This is a genomic window from Brachybacterium sp. EE-P12 (genome assembly GCF_003711805.1).
In the GTDB taxonomy this organism is placed as follows: Bacteria; Actinomycetota; Actinomycetes; order Actinomycetales; family Dermabacteraceae; genus Brachybacterium.
The window spans coordinates 250988-269468 of record NZ_QXCP01000003.1; the positions used below are offsets into that span (position 1 = coordinate 250988).

Here is an 18481-nt window from a genome sequence, read left to right on the forward strand (position 1 = left end):
GTCGACGCCTCTGCTCAGCGGTGCGACACCGCGCCCTCGGCCACGCCCGCCGCGGTCGCTCCCGGCAGCTCGAGCCCCATCGCCTCGGCCAGCGTCACCCCGAGGTCCGCCCAGGACCCCTCCGCCGGCCCGTCCGGCAGCCCCGGGCCCACCGCGAGCGCGTGCGCCGGGGCCGACGGATCCGTGACCGCGCGCGGGCCGGCGTAGTACGGATCGTCGCCCTCGACGAGGGGTCGGTGCGTGGCCGAGAGCCCGAACACCGTCCCCGGGGTGCCCTCGAGCACCGCGATCACGTCGGTGCCCTCGCTCGCCCCGACCCCGTCGTCCACGCTGCGCAGCTGCAGCCGCGAGTGCTCCGCCAGCCCCGCGAGCGCTTCGAGGACCAGAGTCCGCAGCGCCTCCCCCTCCTCGCGACGCACGTGCACGACGCCGCGGGGGCCGTCGGGCTGCACCAGGGCCCGGAACCGGTCGATGCGGGTCCCGTCGGTGCGCACCAGCCCCTCCCCGGCGAGCACCGCGTTGGGGTGCACCAGCAGCGCGGTGGGGACCAGGGCGCGCCCGGGCACGAGCAGGATCCGGTCGGCCGGGCCGGGAGCGGCGGCGGTGAGGATCTGCTCGAGCGCGTCGGCGACGTCCCCCAGCGCGGCCGCGGCGGCCGCGCTGCCGAGCCCCGCCGCCCGGCGCGCGGTCCCCAGCCCGCTCAGCCGCACGGCCAGCAGGTCGATGCGGCCCCGTCCGAGCGCCTCGAGGGCGATCTCGGTGACCAGGTCGTCGGCGGCGACCTGGGAGAGCTGCACCCCGAGCTCTCGGCGCGGGGCGAGGTGCTCGGCGAGCATGCGCGGGGAGCTGGTGCGCTCGGCCATGTCCCAGCGGTTGCGGTAGCGGCGCAGGTCCTCGACCAGCGGCAGACACAGGTCGATGTCGGCGCCGGCGGTGGCGGGCCACTGCAGCGCGGCGGTGGTCAGTCCGGCCCGGCGCGCGCTCGCGAAGAGGGTGGGGACGGTCATCGCGGCCGCGTACCAGGTCGAGCGGCTCTCGGGGCGGTCCGGGTCGAAGGGCTCCTCCGTCGCGACCCCGGTGTGTGCGACCGACGCGCCCGTGACCAGGCTCGTCAGGGCAGGCGCGGGCTCCGAGGGGCCGCCGGGCCGGATCCGTAGCCCGGTCGTGCCGTGATGCAGCTGGGGCAGCGGTCGGCCGGATCCCGGGATCGCGTGCAGGCAGTCGGCGAGGTCCTGCTCGTCGAGCCCGTCGACCGCGATCAGCAGCGTGCGACCCGAGTCCATGGCGCGCCCCCGTTCTCGCCGTCCGATGCCGTGCCGGGAACCCTAGGTGCGCACTCTGGCCGGGGCGCGAGTCCCCGGTGAGCACCTGGCCACCGCGAGGTGAACAGCAGGGGACGGGCGGTGTCCGGGAGCGGCAGGACGGTGGCCGACGGGCCCCGGCGCGGGCTCAGCTGCAGGTGAGATAGGTGCGGTCGTCGCCGGCGAAGAGCGCGGAGTCCTCCTCCAGGACCTCCGCCAGCGGGATCCGGGGCGCGCCGAGCACGTCCTGCCGCGTGGCCTCCTGCACGCTGCGGTGCGCGTCCTCGTCCGCGAGCGCGGGGACCAGCAGCCCCTCGTTCTCCTCGATCCCGCAGCCGTCCAGGCCGTGCATCGTCACGCGCAGATGCCCGTCGACGAGGCCGCCCGAGTCGTCGAGCTCGGCGATCAGCCCGAGCCGGTGCGCGATGACGCCCACCGCGCGGGTGCCCGTGTCGATCACGGCCCAGGCGATCGTGGCCGCGAGCGCCAGCACGGGGGCGCCGTCCTGCTCGGCGCGGTGCCAGCTCGCGCTCAGTGCGGGCAGACCGACGGTGCGGAACGGCTCGGCCAGGGCGATCGAGTAGAAGGGACGTCCGCCATCCTCCCAGGCGGTGCGCAGCGGGTCCAGCCAGGCTTCGGGGGTGCGCGCCGTGAGCCGGTCGAGGGTCGCGGCGTCGTCGAGACCGCGCAGCTCCTCCGGGGAGAGATAGGCGGCCGCGACGAAGTCGACGATCGCCTCGCGCGACGCCGCGACGTCCCCCTCACGGGCTCCGATCCCCGCCCAGGTCTCGAGCTCCTCGGCCGCGCCGTCGAGGGGCAGGGCGAGCAGCTCCTCGGCGGTGCGGGCGTCCCAGTCGGCGGGATCCAGCGCGGCCAGCGGGCTGCGGGGGACGTCGCCCGAGGTGGGCACGGGGGAGGGGCTGCAGGCGGGGGTGAGCAGCGCAGTGGAGGCGAGCAGGCCCAGCGGCGCGAGGGCGCGGCGGCGTGGCCGACCGGCCCGCAGCGGGGTCATCTCAGCTCGGGCTCCGCCACGTCGGCGCGACCGGAGTCGGCGTCCAGGCGCCGACGGATCAGCGCGGCCTCGTCGCGGTCCGCGCGCACGGCCTTGTCCACGAGCGGGCCGGTGTCGAGCTCGGGCTCCTCGGGCTGCAGCACCAGCCACACCGCGAAGCCGATCGTCAGCACCAGGCAGATCGCGCCCAGCAGCGCCATGAGCGGCCACGACGCCGCGACGGGATCCCAGAACGAGTCCCCCTCGAACGGGGCGGCCAGCAGGATCTCGTCCACGGGCACCCCCTCGGTTCGGGACGGACGGGCCGGGCTCGCGCCCGGGGCAGGGTCCCTCTCAGCATAACGACGTGGGGAAGGCCCGAGGTTATGCTGTGGAAATCATGGCTGACGTTATTGTCGGGCGCTTCGCGCTCATCGACCTGATCGCCAAGGGCGGGTCCGGTTCCGTGTGGCGCGCCTGGGACTCCAAGATCCAGGAGCTGTGCGCCGCGAAGGTCCTGCGTCAGCGCGACTCGGCCGATCTGATGCGCTTCGTGCGCGAGAAGGGCGTCAGCTTCGACCACCCCCACCTGCTGACCCCCTACGGCTGGGGCGCCGAGGACGAGCACGTCGTGATCGCGATGCCCCTGGTCTCCGGCGGCACCCTCGAATCGGTCGTCAAGACCCGCGGGAAGCTCGCCGAGCCCGCGGTCGTGGTGATCCTGGACCAGCTGCTGGACGGGCTCTCGCACGTGCACGCCGAGGGGTGGATCCACCGCGACGTGAAGCCCGCGAACATCATGTTCGAGCCGCGCGGGCGGCAGCTGCCCGTCTCGCGCCTGGCGGACTTCGGGATCGCGGTGCACGAGACGGACGTGCGCTTCACCCATGTGGGCATGGTCAACGGCACCCCCGGGTACATGGCGCCGGAGCTGTTCTCGATGGCGGAGCCGAACCCCTCCCACGACCTCTACGCCGCGGGCGTGGTCGCGCTCGTGGCCCTGAACGGACCGCTCACGCTCCATGACGGCGCCTTCCGGCCCGATGAGCTCACCCGGCTCCTGCGCGGGGTCACCCCGAAGCTCTCCGCCGTGATCCGCGGCCTCGTCGCGGCGCAGCCGGAGGAGCGCTATCAGGACGCCGACGCGGTGCGGCGCGATCTGCCGCGCGTGCCCCCGGGCTATCCGCTCGCACATGTCGACGGCAGCCCGCTGGATCTCCGGGACACCCTGGACCCGCTCCCGCCGAACGCCCCCGGCGCGGCCCGCCCCGAGCGCCCCGCCGCCCAGGTCGCGCCCGCCTCGCTCGAGGCGATCCGCTCCGGGCGGGTCCAGCAGGGCTACAGCGTCGGCTCCGCCTCCCCGCAGACGGGGCCGCAGTGGGCGCAGGGCCCGGGGGCCGGCGTCGGGGCCGGGGTCGGCACCACGACGACCACGGGCCGCCCCGCCGGGCAGGACGACTCCCGCCGTCGCAGCACGATGATCGCGGTGGGGCTCGGCGCCGGCACCGCGCTGGTGCTCGGGGTGATCGTGGCGATCGTGCTGCTGGTGGTCTTCGACGGCTCCACCAGCGCCCTGACCGGCGGTGCGGGCACCAGCGGTATCGACGCCGCCTTCGCGGAGGTCGAGGCGGGGCAGGACTGCGCAGCCTCCGACGAGGGCGTGATCGCCCTGACCCCCGAGGGCGCCTATGTCACCTGCACCGCGACCGACGAGGGCCACGTCTTCACCTGACCCCGCGGGGCTCAGCGCGCGGTGGTCTCCAGCGACTGCACGAGCCCCTCGCGGCGCGGATCCATGAGCAGCTCGACGTGCAGCGCCGAGACCTCCGGCCCCGCCGAACCTGTCGCACCCGTCGTTCCGTCGACATCGCGGACACGTGCCGGCAGCGTCCAGCGCAGACGCGCCCGGCTCAGCACGCGGGCGTCCTCGACCCGCAGCGCCGCCAGATCCGCCAGGTCGAGCCCGGCCGCGGCGAGAGCGGCGTCCCGTCGGCGGCGCCGCTCGGCGCGGGGCACGTCGAGGTCCATGTTGTCCGCGAACCAGGCGTCGGCCGCGGAGTCCTCGTCCGTGCGGAGCCACTCGAGCGCGCCGCGAGCCGCCTCGAGGGTGCGCGGGGCGGCCTGCGGCGGAGTGCGGGCCAGCAGCTCCGGCGCCCGGCGGCGCAGGATCCGCAGCGCCTGCATCGACAGGGGAGTGGCCGGGGCGTACTTCGAGTTCGCGAGCGCGACGACGCCCACGCCCGAGTCGCGGTGCCACACCATGAACGAGCCGTAGCCGGGATAGCCGCCGGAGTGGGAGACCACCTCGCCGAGGTCGGGGAAGTGCTCGATCACCAGGCCGAAGCCGTAGCCGCGCACCCGGTCGAAGCCGGGGGAGACGCCGTCCTCCCCGGCGGGCAGCGGCGCGAGCGCCTGGTGGCGGTGCAGCTGCTGCATCTCGCGGCGGGAGGCGGTCGCGAGCGGACCCGCCTCCCGGCTCGAGCTGTCCGGGGCGTCGGCCGCGGCGAGGAAGCGCACCCAGGTCGCGATGTCGTCCACGGTCGAGAACAGCCCGGCCATCGCCCCGTACACGCCGGGGGAGTCCAGCGGCACCGGCTCGAAGCGGGTCGCGTCGGTGCGGTCGGCGAGGCGGTGCCCGGTGGCGAGGAGGCCCTGGTCGATCTCGGCGGCGGACCAGCCCGTCGCCGTGAGCCCCAGCGGGTCCAGGAAGCGCCGGCGGATCTCGTCGGCGTAGTCCGAGCCGGTGACCTCGTCGATCACGCGTCCCAGCAGGGCGTAGCCGGTGTTGGAGTACTCGAAGCCGGTGCCGGGGCGGTGCACGTGGCCGAGCCCGCCGCGCAGCACGGCGGCGAACTCCTCCCGTGTCATCGCCTCCTGCCGGTCGCCCCAGGGGTTGTCGGTGACCAGGCCGGCGTCCATCGTCAGCAGCCGGCGCAGGGTCGGCTCGCGGTCGTCGGCCGCGAGCTCGAAGGCGTCGGCGGCCTCGGGCACGTGGGCCGAGACGGGGTCCTCGAGCCGCAGCGCGCCCTCGTCGCGCAGGGCGAGGATCGTCGCGGCGGTGAACGACTTCGTCATCGAGGCGATGCGGGAGACGGTCGCGCGATCCATCGGGGACGAGCCGGGGGCGGGTGTCCCCTCCGAGAACTCGCGGTGCCCGGCAGCACCGTGGGCGAGGATCGCCTGCTCGTGCGCGTGACCGCCGATGATCGCCCAGGTCACGCCCGAGGTGCGGTGCTCGGCGACGGCGTTCTCGGCGAGGGCGGCGATCTCGGCGACCGCCTCCGCGGGGACGAGGGGGCGGGGGCTCGAGGCGGGGGACGGCATGGATTCCACTGTACTGCGGGCCCGGTTCACCCGCGGTGGTAGAAGCCGGCGATGATCCCGGCGACCTCCTCGCCGACCACCTCCGCCAGAAGGGCGGGATCGGTGCGGCGCGGGTCGTACGGGGCGCGGGCGGGCGGCTCCTCCTCGTGCCCGCTCTCGCGGGGATCGTCCGTCGCGGGTGCCCGGTCCTGGGCGGGGTCCTCCTCGCCGGCTCCCTCGGCCGGGGCGACGAGGTCCTCGAGCGCGAGCCCGCGCAGCGTCAGCAGGTGCTGGGGGTGCTCGTCCACGGCCTCGACCAGCACGTACACGAGCGCCGAGACGTGCCGGCACGGCCCCGGCCAGTCCAGGCAGGAGCAGTCGTGGGAGAGCTCGGCGGCGTCTCGCGGCAGCAGCGAGACCATCGAGGGGGCGAGCTCGGCCTCGATCTGCTCGGGATACCGGCCGGCCGCGAGCACGGCGGGCAGCTCGGGATGGGCGCGCGCGATGCGCAGGAACGCCTCCCGGTCCCCGGCGCGGAAGGCGGGCAGCTCGAACCTCGCCTGGTGCAGCTCGCCGCCCGGGTCCTGGACCGCGGCGCGGGCGGCGCCCGCCTCGACCTCGAGCCACTGCACGCGGCCGGCCCGCGCATCGGTGCGGCCGCGGCCGGCTCGGCCGGGGCCCAGCAGCCGCTCGGCCGCCTCGCGCAGCGCGACCGCCTGCCAGGCGGTGCCGATCGGTCCGCGCCGGGAGCGCAGGGAGATGCTCATCGGTCCTCCTCCTCGTCCAGGGAGAGCAGATCCAGCAGCCGGTCGTCGTCCAGCTGCGCGAGCCAGTCCTCGCCGTGGCCCACCGTGAGATCGGCGAGGGCCTGCTTGTCGGAGAGGACGGTGTCGATCTTCTCCTCGACCGTCCCGGCGCTGAGCAGGGTGTTCACGGTGACGTCGCGACGCTGGCCGATGCGGAAGGCGCGGTCGGTGGCCTGGTTCTCCACCGCCGGGTTCCACCAGCGGTCCAGGTGCACCACGTGGTTCGCGGCCGTGAGGGTCAGGCCCGTGCCGCCGGCGCGCAGGCTCAGCAGCATCATCCCGGGCCGGTCCCGCTGCTGCTGGAACTCCTCGACCATCCGGTCGCGGTCCCGCTTGGAGACCCCGCCGTGCAGGAAGGGCACCGAGCCGAGGCCGTGCTCGGCGAAGCGCTCGGCCCAGTAGGGGACCAGCAGGTGCCCGAAGGTCGTGAACTGGGTGAACAGCAGCACCTTCTCGCCGCGCTCGAAGGCGGAGGCGAGCAGGTCGTCGACCAGCTCGAGCTTGCCCGAGCGGTGCCGGCCCTCGCGCACCAGCGGGGAGCCGTCGCCGAGATAGTGCGCGGGGTGGTTGCACACCTGCTTCAGCCGCGTGATCGCGGAGACGACCAGGGTGCGGCGCCGGGCCTGCTCGGCGCCGTCGATCTGGGCCATCAGCTCGTCCACGATCGCCTCGTACAGCCCGGCCTGCTCCGGGGTCAGGTTCACCACCCGGTGCAGCTCGATCTTCTCGGGCAGGTCCGCGATGATCGAGCGGTCCGTCTTCACGCGGCGCAGGATGAACGGCGAGGTCACCAGGCGCAGGCGGCTGATCGCCCCGCCGTGGCCCTCCTCCTCGATCGGGGTCGCGATCCGCTCCTGGAAGCTCGCGGCGCCGCCCAGCAGGCCCGGGTTCACCGCCTCCATCAGCGAGTGCAGGTCGCCGAGCCGGTTCTCGACGGGGGTGCCGGTCAGGGCGAGGCGGTGCGGGGCCTGCAGCGCCCGCGCGGCACGCGTGACCTGGGTGCCGGGGGTCTTCACGTGCTGCGCCTCGTCCAGCACCAGGCGGTGCCAGGGCACGGCCTGCAGCACCGGCAGGTCGCGTGCCAGCAGCGAGTAGGTGGTGATCACGAGATCCAGATCCGCGGCGCCGGCGACGAAGGACTCGTCCCGCACCCGGTCCCCGCCGTGGTGGACGTGCACCGAGAGACAGGGAGCGAATCTCTCGGCCTCCCGCTGCCAGGCCCCGACCACGGACATCGGGCACACCAGCAGCGTCGGGCCGACGGGGGCGGGCGGCACCTCCCGCCGTCCCGTCACGGGGGCGTCCGCGAGCCGTTCGAGGGGGATCCCCTCCCGCTCTCGGCACAGCAGCGCGAGGACCTGCATCGTCTTGCCGAGCCCCATGTCGTCGGCGAGGATCCCGCCGAGGGACTGCTCGTCCAGTGCCCACAGCCAGTTCAGGCCGTCGAGCTGGTAGGGCCGCAGCGTCGCCGCGAGCGTCTCCGGCTGCGGGTAGGGGTAGGGGCCCTCCGCGCCGGGCATCAGGCGGGCCAGGCCCCGGCTGCCGCCGGAGTGCAGGGCGGCGAGGCCGAAGTCGACGTCGGCCATGTCGGGGGAGAGGATCATCGAGAACATCTCGATCCACGGCGCTCTTCCCTCGACCTCGGCCGGGACCGGCGCCGGGGGCGGCAGCTCGGGTGCGGCCGGACGCTCCGGGGCGCGGGGTGCGCGAGCGGCCGACGCCGCGGGCGCCTCGCCGTCCTCCCTGCCCGCGAGCCGGCGGTCGCGGGTGCGGCGGCTGAACGCGTCGAGGAAGCGCTCGGCGGCGCGGAGGGTGGTGGGGTCCAGGCGCACCCACTGGCCGCGCAGCTGCACCAGCTCGGCCTGCGCCTCGCGGATCCGCTCCATCTCCTCCTCGGTCAGCTCGGTGTCGCCCACGGCCACCCGCCAGCGGAAGGAGGCCATCGCCCCGAGCCCCACCCCGGAGCCCTTCCGCTCGCCGGGATCCTCCTCGACCTCCTGCGGGCGCAGCGTGGTGCGCTGGGCGGTCCAGTCCCGCGGCAGCAGCACCGTGACCCCGGCCTGCTCGAGCGCGGGGGTGTCCAGGGTGAGGAAGGCCGAGGCCTCCTGGGTGGTCAGCAGCCAGTCCACCCCGGTGTCGTCCACGGCCGCGCCGCGCACCGTCGGCGCGAGGCGCAGCACGGCGGCGGAGGCCTCGGCGGCGCCGGCCGCGGTGAGGTCTCCGACGGCGCGGAGATCCGCGACGGGGTGGACGGTCCCGTCGTCCTCCCGCAGGCAGGTCTGCAGCGGCCAGGCCGTCCCGACGGGCGGCTGGAACAGCCGCACCACCAGCTCGCTGTCGCCGGGGCCGAGCTTCACGCCGGGTCGTCCGGAGTCGACGAAGCCGTCGAAGGCGGTGGTGAGGCGGCGCTGGGTGGGCAGGTCCGCGCGCAGCTCGCCGTCGTCGGCCAGCGCCCACAGCACGCCCAGCGGGTCCGCGGCGGGCGGTGCGGCGCGGCGCAGGTGCTCGGCGAAGGCGGGACGGGCGTGGCCGTCCACGAGGGCGTGCAGCAGAGCGGGCGCCTCCGGCTCGGGGGCGCGCCACTGCAGGATCGGCCGCCCATAGCGCTCGGCGGCGCGCACTCGCAGGTGCCGGGCGGCGAGGAGCTCCTGGGCGCGCAGGTCCAGCACGCAGGCGGCCAGGAGGTTCGGCATCGCGATCAGCTGCTCGTCCAGCCGGGCGGCGGTCTCCTCGGCGAGCAGCTGCGCGAGCCGGTCCGGCAGCTCCTGGTCGAACCGGGCCTCGAGCAGGGCGGTCGCGGCGCCGACCAGGCCGGTCAGTCCCGTGCCGGACAGCGGCAGGGCGGGCATGCGCCGGTCCCCGTCCCGTCCCGGGACCCGCACGCGGTGGCGCAGCCGGTCCGGGGCGTCCGCGAGCGCCTCGGCGAGCGGGGGCGGGGCGTCCTCGCGCAGCGCGGTGAGGTCCTCGAGGGCGCGGGAGCGGCGGGGACCGGTCTGCTCGGCGACCCACAGCGCGGGGCCGAGGTCCTCGTCGACGACGAGGTGCAGGCGGCGATCGGGCATGGGTCCCAGGTTAGGTGCAGGCGCCGACGCGCGAGGCGGGCGTCGACGGACTGTGGACGACGGGACGGCGGAGGGCGGCGAGGGGGAGGGGAGGTCCGTCCCCGCTCGTCACAGCCCGTCGACGATCAGCGCGGTCGCATCCAGCCAGGCCGCCTTGGTCCGCTTCGAGACCCGGGCCCAGTCCAGGTGGGTGCCGTCGACGAACTGCTGCTCGTAGGGCACCTCGGTGACCGCTCGGGTGTGCGCCCCGAAGTGGGCGAGCAGCCGTGAGCGCAGGGTCGGGTCGAACTTCCCCTTCGAGGAGTGGGACAGGATCGTCACCGCATGGTCCACCTGCTCGCCCAGGCCCGTCGCCCGCAGCTCGTCGATCATCCACGCCGCGGCGTTGAAGGTGTCCTCGCGGACGGTCGAGATGATCACCAGCTGGTCGGCGCTGCGGACCGCGGCGAGCCAGTTCGAGGCGCGCACGTTGTTGCCGGTGTCGATCACCTTCAGGCGGTAGAAGCGCGAGAGCGCCTCGTTGAGCTCGGCGAAGGCCTCCGCGTCGATCAGCTCCGCCGAGCCCGGGTCCTCGTCGGAGGCGAGGATGTCGAAGCGCATCTCGCCCTGCGGGCGCACGTACGGGTCGAGGTCCGCGTTGCTCGTGGCGGGGGAGCGCAGCGTGTCGATGTCGTGGAGCAGGTCCACGGCCGTGCGGCGGTGCTCGGTGGGCAGCCCGCGCCAGCCGAGCGTGCCCCGGGTCTCGTTGTTGTCCCAGGCCAGAACGTTGCCGCCGCGGGTCACGCCGAGGGTCGCGGCGATCATCAGCGAGGCGGTGGTCTTGTGCGCGCCGCCCTTGAGGTTCACCACCGCGATGTTGCGCGGGCCCTCGAGGGGACGGTGGATCCGCTCCAGACGCTCGATGGCCAGGCGCTCCTTCTGCCCCGGTCCGGGGGAGATCACCCCGCCGGTCAGGCGCGTGATCAGCCCGGGCAGGCCGCGGGTGGCCTTGACCTTCTTGCGACGCGCCGTCGAGGACTGCAGGTCCTGGAGCGTGGGGCGCGAGTCGGCCGGCACGTCGGCGCGCGAGGGCAGCGGGCGCTTGTGCACCGTGGCAGCGGTCGCCTCGGGGGCAGGAGCCGCCGAGGGTGCCGACGGGGCCGACGGACCGGACTGTGCGGACGCGGCCGACGCAGCCGACGGAGCCGACGGCGCCGATGCGGCCGACGGCGCGGAGGAGGCGGAGCGGTCCGCGGCGGCGGGCGCGCCCGGGGCGAGGCTCGCCCCGCCCTGCGCCGCCGCGCCGTCGCGCACCGCATCGGCCGAGGTCTGCGGCGCGTACGAGAAGGTGGGGACGACGGCGTGCTCGCCGGTCGCGGCGGAGAGCACGTCCGTCGAGTCCGACCCCGAGCTCGGCGCGGCCGCCGCCCGTCGGCGGCGCGCACGGAGCGGACGGGCGGAGGAGCCCGCACCGCCCGTCGCGTCGACCGCGGGGTGCTCCTCGACCGCCGCGTGGGACGGCGCGATCAGCGGCTCGTCGGGATCCGGCCCGTGCAGCGGGCGGGAGTCCGGCTCACGCGGGGTGATCCTGCCCGAGGGCTCCACGCGCAGGTGGTGGCGCACGTCGGGCTCGACGATCACCACGTCGAGCTCCTGGTCGCCGCTCTTGGCGGAGGTGATGAAGACCTGCTTGACCCGGTCCCGGATCTCGGGGAGGTCGGCTCCGGCCACCTCGACGGACTCGTCGGCCAGGTGCACCGTGGCAGTGGTCTCGGAGGTGATGCGCGCCTGCGCGATCATCTGGTCTTCCCTTCCGTGCTGAGCGCCGACGGAGCGGGGCCCGCGGCAGAGTTCGGGACCACTCTACGGGCGCTCGGCGCCCCGTCCGCGCCTACAGTGGCACCGTGCACATCACCCTGCTCAGCGACCCGGCCGTGCCCGGCGCGGACGAGGACGCGGCCGGGGTGCTGGGCGAGGTGGCGGTGGTGCTCGACGGCGCCGGGGTGCCCGCACGGTTCCGCCACGGCTGCCACCACTCGGTCGCCTGGTACTCGCACGCCCTCGCGGCCCGCCTGCTGGTCGCCGCCCAGGACAGCTCCCTCGCCCTGACCGGGGCGCTCGCCCGCGCGATCGACGAGGTGCGGGTCCTGCACGAGGACGAGTGCGACCTCTCCGCCGGCGGCCCCTCCGCCACAGTGGCCATGGTGCGCCGCGCCGGGCAGGACCTCGAGCACCTGGTGCTGTGCGACGCGTCCCTCCTCCTGGAGCGACGGGACGGTCGTGTCACGAGGATCACCGACCGGCGGATCGAGGACGTGGTGCGGCAGGAGCGGGGCGCCGAGGCGATCGAGGCGCGGCGCAACGCCCCGGGAGGGTTCTGGGTCGCCCGCCACGAGCCGGAGGCCGCCGGCGAGGCGCTCGCAGGCCGCACCCCGCTCGCTGATCTCTCCGCGGTGCACCTGGTCAGCGACGGGATCACGCGCGCCGTGGAGCTGCTGGGACTGCACGACGACGCGTCCCTCGCCCGCGCGCTCTCCGAGGATCCGGGCCCGGTGCTGGCCGGGATCCGGCGCGCGGAGACGGCGCTGGCGGGGGAGAGGGCGCCGCGGAAGCGGCACGACGACGCGACCGTCCTCTCCTGGCGGCTGTGACGGAGCTGGGAGATCGGTGCGTGCACGGTGACAGCGCCGGGCGCCGCGCGGGCCCGCTCGAGCTCTCGTGGAGCTCCGCCGCGCCGTCGGGACGGCTGCGGAAGTACCCTCCGACCGTGAGACTTGACGGTCCCATGGGGTGAGCTCGACCGAACCTCGACACAGTGAGGTGACTGAACTTCCTGCATGTCACCTGCAAGAACGACGCGTCGCGCCTCGTTTACAGACGGCGGCGGAGCGCCTAGACTCGGTGTCACGACGTCGTCGGGAGACGTGTAGCTCCCCCATCGGGGGACGTGACACGGAGAACGTGCGAGGTCGGTCTTGCGGGGATGAAACCTCCGCGTTCGGCTGGTAGTGTTCCGAGCGTCGCAAGACATTGAAAATTTGAGAGATGTGCCGTTCCCCAAGACCCCCCTCATGGGGAGCGGCCGGACGGGCACAGATGCCAGGTTCCCCCACCTGTGGCAGCCCGTCCAGCCTGTTCGCCCGCACCCACCCCTGACGGACGACAGGCCTGACGAGCGGTCCGTGAGCCCCCGACACTGTCGGTTGAGCGCTCCGGGCCGCTCGTCGCATTTCCGGCCGGGTCAGGACCCGAGGATGGCGACGTCGCTGCCCGGATCCAGGCGGTAGCCCGCCCCGCGCACCGTGGAGATCAGACGGCGGTAGCGGCCGAGCTTCGTGCGCACGCGGCGCACGTGCACGTCGACCGTGCGCTCGCCGGTGTCCTCGGGCGCCTCGGCCCAGACCGTCTCCATGAGCTCGGTGCGGGAGATCGTGCGACGCGAGTCGCGGGCCAGCTGGGCCAGCAGCTCGAACTCCTTGTGGGTGAAGTCCACGTCCTGCCCGTCGATCCGCACCCGGCGGCCGAACAGGTCGATGACCAGCGAGTCCTCAGGGGCGAGGGAGGGGCTGGAGGGGCTCACCGCGGTCGCCTGCAGCTGGCGGCGGCGGGCCGCCTCCGCGTCCCGGCGGGCCGGGGCGTTCGGGGAGACGATCCCCTTGCGGCGGGGTCGCAGCGGGCTCACGGCCGCGGCGCCCTGGGTGCGGGGCGGCAGCGTGCGGGCGGTGCCGCGGCCGGTCGCGGCGAAAGTGCGGGGGCTGTCCACCGAGACGCTGGTGCGGCCGTCGCGGGCGGCGACCAGGCGCTGCGCGCGGGTGCGCAGCTCGTCGGCGATGACCGCGGCCTCGACGTCGCCGGTCCCGGCGGGCAGGGTCACGGAGACGGTGATGGTGACGGCGTCCTCGGTGGGGACGGGGCGCGAGGCGGTCCCGCCCACCCGGTGCAGGCGGGGGGAGGTGCGGACGGCGGTCGCGTCGGCGGTGGTGGGGCGATCCAGGGCGATGGTCATGATGCGAGTTCTCCGAGGTGCGGCGCATTCAGCGCGGCGGGCGGTGGACCCGGGATCCCTGGCTGATCGACGCCTGCGGCGGATCTGTGAGGGGCGTGCTCCCGGTGGCACCTGGAGCCCGCGCCCTCCGGCCGGCTCCTGTCAGCCGATCTCGGAGAGGTCGTGAGCGCTCAGAGGCTCGGCTGACGATGCATCATCGGCATCATCATCATGAACATCATCGCGCGCATGGCGGAGCGGACCACCCGGGGGGCGGTCTCGCGGTGCGCGGCGATCGAGGTCATGGGTACGAGGATGCCCCGTCCCCTTCCGGAGGGCAAGCGAGTGTTCACATTCCGGGACGGGGCATCGAGGCCTGTTCCCGCGCCGCTGCGGCCCCTCGACGGTGGATCAGGGCTCAGTCGACGACCCCGAAGAGGCGGTCGCCGGCGTCGCCCAGGCCCGGGACGATGTAGCCCTTCTCGTTGAGCTTCTCGTCGATCGCAGCGGTGACGACGGTGAGGTCGATCGCGGGGTCGAGCTGCTCCTCGAGCGCCTTCAGCCCCTCAGGCGCGCACAGCAGCGTCACGCAGGTGATGTCCTTCGCGCCGCGCTCGTGGAGGTACTCGCACGAGGCGATGAGGGTGTGTCCGGTGGCGAGCATCGGGTCCAGCACGAAGCACTGCCGACCCGAGAGATCGTCGGGCAGGCGGTTCGCGTAGGTGGTGACCTCGAGGGTCTCGTCGTTGCGGACCATGCCCAGGAATCCCACCTCGGCGGTGGGCAGCAGGCGGGTGAGGCCGTCGAGCATGCCGAGCCCCGCGCGGAGGATCGGCACGACCATCGGCTTGGGGTTCGTCAGCCGGGTGCCGGTCATGGTGGTCACCGGCGTCTCGATCTCCACCGGCGCGACGGCCACGTTGCGGGTCGCCTCGTAGGCCAGCAGGGTGACCAGCTCATCGGCGAGCTGGCGGAACACGGAGGAATGGGTGGCGCGATTGCGCAGCACCGACAGCTTGTGGGCGACGAGGGGGTGGTCGATCTCGAGAACGCGCATGGAAGGAATCTACCGGAGCACGCCCTGGCCCACGGCATGTCGGAGGGAGGGGAGAGGATGGTCTCCCGACAGGCGACCGCGCCTGGCCCCGACGCGCGCGAAGGAGCCCGTCATGACCCGTTACCGCTACTACACCGCGACCACCCTCGACGGCTTCCTCGCCGACGAGCACGACAGCCTCGACTGGCTGCTCTCCCAGCCTGTCGGGGAGGAGAGCATCATGCCCTACGACGACTTCATCGCCGATGTCGGCGCGATCGTCACCGGCCGCACCACCTACGACTGGGTGCTCGAGCACGAGGGCGCCGTCGATGGCGCCTGGGTCTACACCCAGCCCACCTTCCTGTTCACCCACCGCCCGCCCGCGGCGCGGCGCGAGGGCATCACCGCCGTCTCCGGGGCGCCCGCCGAGCACCGCGCCGCGATCGAGGAGGCCGCGGACGGGAAGGACGTGTGGATCGTCGGCGGCGGGGACCTCGCCGCGGAGTTCGCACGTGCAGGCATGCTCGACGAGGTCTTCGTATCGATCGCCCCGGTGGCCCTCGGCGCAGGCCGGCCGCTGCTCGGCGGGAGCTTCGACCTCGAGCTGCGCGAGCACGGGCGCAACGGCGCGTTCCTGGAAGCGCGCTACGCGGTGGTGGGGGAGCGGCGCTGAGCCGGCAGCGCGACAATGGCTCCATGATCGATCCCCTGAGCGACGAGTCGCTGATGGGCCTCGCGATCGACGAGGCGCGCGGCGCCGCCGGCCGGGAGCCGGCCGACGTCCCCATCGGCGCAGTGGTCATCAGTCCCGACGGCGCCGTGCTCGCGACCGCCGGGAACCGCCGCGAGGCCGACGAGGACCCCACCGCCCATGCCGAGATCCTCGCCCTGCGCGCGGCGGCCCGGGAGACGGGCCGCTGGAACCTCACCGGCTGCACGCTCGCGGTCACCCTCGAGCCGTGCACGATGTGCGCGGGTGCGATCGTGCTCTCCCGCGTGCAGCGCGTCGTCGTCGGAGCGATGGACCCCAAGGCCGGAGCGGCCGGCTCCCTCTACGACCTGGTGCGCGAGCCGCGGCTGAACCACCGCGTCGAGCTCACCACCGGTGTGCGGGAGCAGGAGTGCGGCGACCTGCTGCGCGACTTCTTCCGCGCCCGCCGGAAGCGCTGAGCGCCCGGCCGCCGCACCCTGCGTCCACGCTCACTCCTCGTACATCGCGATGAACCGCCCGACCACTCCGCCCTCGCGGAGCTTGTCGATCGCCTCGGGGATCTCGGCGTGCGTGATGTGGTTCATCGGCGGGGTGAGCGAGCCGTCCCGCATCAGCTCGTAGATGCCCGCGAGGTCCTCGCGGGTGCCCGACTTCGAGCCCTTGATCTGCAGCTGCTTGACGATCAGCGGGTAGGTGCCGATGGTCGACTCGAGCCGTCCCATGCCCACCTGGACCAGCGTGCCGAACTCCGCGAGGGTCTCGAGCGCTTCCGCCGTCGTGGTGCCGAAGCCCGCGTAGTCGACGATCAGCTCGAGGTCGCGGTCCGCGAAGGCGGTGATGCTCTCGGCGACGCCGGCCAGGCCGATCTCGTCCTTCAGCTCGCGGGCGGCGGGGCTGATGTCGGCGCCGTACACCTCGGCGCCGAGAAGGGAGGCGACGCGTGCGCCGATGTAGCCGAGTCCGCCGAGCCCGATGACCCCGATCCGCATCCCCTTGCTCGCTCCGCCTACGGCCACCATCGCGTGATAGGAGGTGAGCCCGGCATCGGTGGCCATGGCCCCGAGGTCGAAGGGGACCTCGTCGGGCAGGGCGACCAGGTTGTCGGCGGTGGCGCGGATCCGCGGCTGGAAACCGCCGTCCCAGGCGCCGTAGCCGAGCGCGTCGCCGTCGCGCATCACCGGCGCGAGGCCCACGCGGTCGCCGACCTTCCAGGACTCCATCCCGTCCCCGACCTCGACGATCACCCCGGCGGACTCGTGGCCCATGGTGCGGGGAAGGCCTTTCTCGAACAGCGCCATCCAGCCCGGGTCGTCCAGAGTGGTCACGTCCGAGTGGCAGACGCCGGTGGCCTTGACCTCGACGACGACCTCGCCGGGCCCCGCCGTGGGCTCCTCGACCTCGCGGAGGGTGAGGGGCATGCCGGTGCCTTCGAACTGCCATGCCTTCATGGGGTCCTCCTCCCGGTGATTTGCCGGGGCGCTTCGCCCCGACTGATGCCTCCACATTAGGAATGCCCAGGTGGGCGGGACAAGGGAAGGTGGTCCCGCACAGCGGGGCCCGATACGCACCGCAATCGCCTGGTGGGACGCGCGTCTCGCACGGCGGACACCGGTCTATGGTGTCCCCTGTCGTCCGCAGGCCGAGGAGAGTTCATGAGCACAGCATCGCCGTCGTCGGCCGTCGTCGCCGAGGACGTCTCGAAGGTCTTCTTCTCCGGCACCGACCCCGTCTGGGCGCTCGAGGACTTCTCGCTGACCCTCGAGCCCGGCTCCTTCACCTGCATCGTCGGCCCCTCCGGCTGCGGGAAGTCGACCTTCCTGCGCATCCTCGGCGGGCTCGAGGAGCGGACCGTCGGCGAGGTGACCCTGCCCGCCGGCGAGGATCGCATCCCCGCCGCCTTCGTGTTCCAGGAGCACGGGGTCTTCCCCTGGATGACGGTGCTGGACAACATCGCCTTCGGCCTGCGGATGAGCGGGGTCGGGAAAGCGGAGCGCCTCCGCACCGCCCGCGAATGGCTCGAGCGGGTGCGCCTGGCCGACTTCGCGGACTCCTACCCTCACCAGCTCTCCGGCGGCATGCGCCAGCGCGTCGCGATCGCGCGCGCCTTCGCGACCGGCTCCCCGGTGCTGCTCATGGACGAGCCGCTCGGGGCGCTCGACGCCCAGACCCGCATGCTCATGCAGGAGGAGCTCATCGCGCTGTGGGAGGCGGAGCGCAAGACCGTCCTCATGGTCACCCACGACATCGACGAGGCGATCATCCTCTCCGACCGGGTGATCGTGATGTCCGGCCGCCCCGGCACCCTGCGCGAGGACATCACCGTGCCCTTCGACCGTCCCCGCTCCTTCGAGATCGAGCGCGACCCCGAGTACTCGGCGCTGCGCGCTCGCGTCTGGGATCTGCTGCGCGAGGACGCCCGCACCGCCGAGGAGACCGCATGAGCATCGAGACCCGCACGGACGACCGCGAGCGGCGCACGCTCGTGGCCGCGAGCGCGCAGCGCGCCCGCGACCGTCGCCTCGCCACGCGCGATCTCGTCCTCTCGATCGCGACGCCGATCCTGCTGCTGGTGCTGTGGGAGCTGTGCGCGCGCGTGGAGATCATCGACCCGCGCTTCTTCCCGCCGCCCACCCGGATCCTCGCGGCGGGCTGGGAGATGCTGCTCAGCGGCGAGCTGTGGCAGCACACCGCCCCCACCCTGATGCGACTCGCCGTCGGAGGCGGCCTCGGCGCGCTCGCCGGGATCGTCGTGGGCCTGCTGATGGGCGCCTCGCGGGCGCTGAACGCCGCGCTCGGACCGCTGTTCTCCGCGCTCTACCCGCTGCCGAAGATCGCGATCTTCCCGATCCTGCTGATGATCTTCGGCCCCACCGAGCTGCCGAAGATCATCGCCGTGTTCATCACGACCTTCTTCATCATGCAGATCAACACCGTCTCCGGCGTCTGGGCGATCGACCGCAAGCTCCTCGAGGCCGGCGCCGCCTACGGCGCCCGCGGCATGGACCGCTTCCGCTTCGTGATCCTGCCCGGGGCGATGCCCTTCGTCTTCTCCGGCCTGCGCACCGCCACCGGCACCGCCGTCGTGGTCGTCACCGCGGTGGAGTTCACCGGTGCGACGACCACCGGCCTCGGCTACCTGATCTGGAACTCCTGGCAGCTGTTCATCCCCGAGAAGCTGTACGTGGGACTGGTCGTCATCGGCCTGATCGGCGCCCTGGTCACCACGATCCTCAGCCGCTCCGAGAAGCTGCTGCTGCCCTGGCGCCGAGAGCGCTGACCCGTCCCGCCCCGCACCACCCGATC

The 18481-nt window shown here is 74.0% G+C and carries 16 protein-coding genes; 6 read left to right on the forward strand and 10 right to left on the reverse strand.

The genetic code is table 11. The features are described from left to right. Positions 1–14 precede the first annotated feature (14 nt). The 3 genes from D1648_RS02550 to D1648_RS02560 all read right to left on the reverse strand — a co-directional run bounded on the left by D1648_RS02550 (position 15) and on the right by D1648_RS02560 (position 2588). Complete coding sequence (locus tag D1648_RS02550; RefSeq protein WP_164518556.1) at positions 15–1283, reverse strand: alkaline phosphatase family protein; 1269 nt, start codon at positions 1281–1283, stop codon at positions 15–17. A gap of 166 nt (positions 1284–1449) precedes the next feature. After that, positions 1450–2313, reverse strand: coding sequence for a hypothetical protein (locus D1648_RS02555; RefSeq protein ID WP_122939243.1), 864 nt, complete (start codon positions 2311–2313; stop codon positions 1450–1452). Continuing rightward, complete coding sequence (locus D1648_RS02560) at positions 2310–2588, reverse strand: hypothetical protein (RefSeq protein ID WP_122939244.1); 279 nt, start codon at positions 2586–2588, stop codon at positions 2310–2312. The genes D1648_RS02555 and D1648_RS02560 overlap by 4 nt, the downstream gene beginning before the upstream one ends. Before the next feature lie 104 nt (positions 2589–2692). Here D1648_RS02560 and D1648_RS02565 point away from each other — a divergent pair, with 104 nt between their 5' ends. Next, positions 2693–4024 (forward strand): serine/threonine-protein kinase, encoded by a 1332-nt coding sequence (locus D1648_RS02565; RefSeq protein WP_122939245.1) that lies wholly within the window; start codon positions 2693–2695, stop codon positions 4022–4024. An 11-nt stretch (positions 4025–4035) separates the two neighbouring features. Here the strand turns inward: D1648_RS02565 and D1648_RS02570 are convergent, their stop codons facing one another. The 4 genes from D1648_RS02570 to D1648_RS02585 form a co-directional block, all read right to left on the reverse strand. Further along, positions 4036–5616 (reverse strand): serine hydrolase, encoded by a 1581-nt coding sequence (locus tag D1648_RS02570; RefSeq protein WP_122939246.1) that lies wholly within the window; start codon positions 5614–5616, stop codon positions 4036–4038. Positions 5617–5642: 26 nt separating this feature from the next. After that, positions 5643–6362 (reverse strand): hypothetical protein, encoded by a 720-nt coding sequence (locus D1648_RS02575; protein WP_122939247.1) that lies wholly within the window; start codon positions 6360–6362, stop codon positions 5643–5645. Beyond that, positions 6359–9463, reverse strand: a complete 3105-nt coding sequence (locus D1648_RS02580) for a DEAD/DEAH box helicase (protein WP_122939248.1) — start codon at positions 9461–9463, stop codon at positions 6359–6361. Before D1648_RS02580 ends, D1648_RS02575 begins: the two co-directional genes overlap by 4 nt. A 108-nt stretch (positions 9464–9571) precedes the next feature. Next, positions 9572–11242 carry a chromosome partitioning protein gene (locus D1648_RS02585; RefSeq protein WP_122939249.1) on the reverse strand — a complete coding sequence of 557 codons (1671 nt, stop codon included), beginning with the start codon at positions 11240–11242 and terminating at the stop codon, positions 9572–9574. 104 nt (positions 11243–11346) lie between these two features. Between D1648_RS02585 and D1648_RS02590 the strand changes: the two genes are divergently transcribed. Continuing rightward, the gene (locus D1648_RS02590; protein WP_122939250.1) at positions 11347–12093 is read left to right on the forward strand and encodes a protein phosphatase 2C domain-containing protein; all 747 of its coding nucleotides are present in this window, start codon (positions 11347–11349) and stop codon (positions 12091–12093) included. 590 nt (positions 12094–12683) lie between these two features. On the opposite strand, the gene D1648_RS02595 is transcribed toward D1648_RS02590, so the two are convergent. Both D1648_RS02595 and upp read right to left on the reverse strand, forming a co-directional pair. Further along, positions 12684–13448, reverse strand: a complete 765-nt coding sequence (locus D1648_RS02595) for a winged helix-turn-helix domain-containing protein (RefSeq protein WP_122939251.1) — start codon at positions 13446–13448, stop codon at positions 12684–12686. Positions 13449–13845: 397 nt separating this feature from the next. Further along, complete coding sequence (upp, locus tag D1648_RS02600) at positions 13846–14484, reverse strand: uracil phosphoribosyltransferase (RefSeq protein WP_122939252.1); 639 nt, start codon at positions 14482–14484, stop codon at positions 13846–13848. 112 nt (positions 14485–14596) lie between these two features. Here upp and D1648_RS02605 point away from each other — a divergent pair, with 112 nt between their 5' ends. Both D1648_RS02605 and tadA read left to right on the forward strand, forming a co-directional pair. Then, the gene (locus D1648_RS02605) at positions 14597–15139 is read left to right on the forward strand and encodes a dihydrofolate reductase family protein (RefSeq protein ID WP_122939253.1); all 543 of its coding nucleotides are present in this window, start codon (positions 14597–14599) and stop codon (positions 15137–15139) included. A gap of 23 nt (positions 15140–15162) precedes the next feature. Then, positions 15163–15636 (forward strand): tRNA adenosine(34) deaminase TadA, encoded by a 474-nt coding sequence (gene tadA, locus D1648_RS02610; RefSeq protein ID WP_122939254.1) that lies wholly within the window; start codon positions 15163–15165, stop codon positions 15634–15636. A 30-nt stretch (positions 15637–15666) separates the two neighbouring features. On the opposite strand, the gene D1648_RS02615 is transcribed toward tadA, so the two are convergent. Beyond that, on the reverse strand, positions 15667–16626 hold the full coding sequence (locus tag D1648_RS02615) for a zinc-binding dehydrogenase (protein ID WP_122939255.1): 960 nt from the start codon (positions 16624–16626) through the stop codon (positions 15667–15669). A 204-nt stretch (positions 16627–16830) separates the two neighbouring features. Here D1648_RS02615 and D1648_RS02620 point away from each other — a divergent pair, with 204 nt between their 5' ends. Continuing rightward, a complete protein-coding gene (locus D1648_RS02620) occupies positions 16831–17619 on the forward strand; it encodes an ABC transporter ATP-binding protein (protein WP_122939256.1) in 789 nt (262 codons plus the stop codon). After that, positions 17616–18455: an ABC transporter permease gene (locus tag D1648_RS02625; protein WP_122939257.1), complete on the forward strand. Its 840-nt coding sequence runs from the start codon at positions 17616–17618 to the stop codon at positions 18453–18455. Before D1648_RS02620 ends, D1648_RS02625 begins: the two co-directional genes overlap by 4 nt. Positions 18456–18481 lie beyond the last annotated feature (26 nt).

What these genes read in the sequence shown, in the direction of transcription:
- D1648_RS02550 (WP_164518556.1), bottom strand. Translation starts at nt 1,283, where the DNA reads ATGGACTCGGGTCGCACGCTGCTGATCGCGGTCGACGGGCTCGACGAG.
- D1648_RS02555 (WP_122939243.1), bottom strand. Translation starts at nt 2,313, where the DNA reads ATGACCCCGCTGCGGGCCGGTCGGCCACGCCGCCGCGCCCTCGCGCCG.
- D1648_RS02565 (WP_122939245.1), top strand. Translation starts at nt 2,693, where the DNA reads ATGGCTGACGTTATTGTCGGGCGCTTCGCGCTCATCGACCTGATCGCC.
- D1648_RS02570 (WP_122939246.1), bottom strand. Translation starts at nt 5,616, where the DNA reads ATGCCGTCCCCCGCCTCGAGCCCCCGCCCCCTCGTCCCCGCGGAGGCG.
- D1648_RS02575 (WP_122939247.1), bottom strand. Translation starts at nt 6,362, where the DNA reads ATGAGCATCTCCCTGCGCTCCCGGCGCGGACCGATCGGCACCGCCTGG.
- D1648_RS02580 (WP_122939248.1), bottom strand. Translation starts at nt 9,463, where the DNA reads ATGCCCGATCGCCGCCTGCACCTCGTCGTCGACGAGGACCTCGGCCCC.
- D1648_RS02585 (WP_122939249.1), bottom strand. Translation starts at nt 11,242, where the DNA reads ATGATCGCGCAGGCGCGCATCACCTCCGAGACCACTGCCACGGTGCAC.
- D1648_RS02595 (WP_122939251.1), bottom strand. Translation starts at nt 13,448, where the DNA reads ATGACCATCGCCCTGGATCGCCCCACCACCGCCGACGCGACCGCCGTC.
- upp (WP_122939252.1), bottom strand. Translation starts at nt 14,484, where the DNA reads ATGCGCGTTCTCGAGATCGACCACCCCCTCGTCGCCCACAAGCTGTCG.
- D1648_RS02605 (WP_122939253.1), top strand. Translation starts at nt 14,597, where the DNA reads ATGACCCGTTACCGCTACTACACCGCGACCACCCTCGACGGCTTCCTC.
- tadA (WP_122939254.1), top strand. Translation starts at nt 15,163, where the DNA reads ATGATCGATCCCCTGAGCGACGAGTCGCTGATGGGCCTCGCGATCGAC.
- D1648_RS02615 (WP_122939255.1), bottom strand. Translation starts at nt 16,626, where the DNA reads ATGAAGGCATGGCAGTTCGAAGGCACCGGCATGCCCCTCACCCTCCGC.
- D1648_RS02620 (WP_122939256.1), top strand. Translation starts at nt 16,831, where the DNA reads ATGAGCACAGCATCGCCGTCGTCGGCCGTCGTCGCCGAGGACGTCTCG.
- D1648_RS02625 (WP_122939257.1), top strand. Translation starts at nt 17,616, where the DNA reads ATGAGCATCGAGACCCGCACGGACGACCGCGAGCGGCGCACGCTCGTG.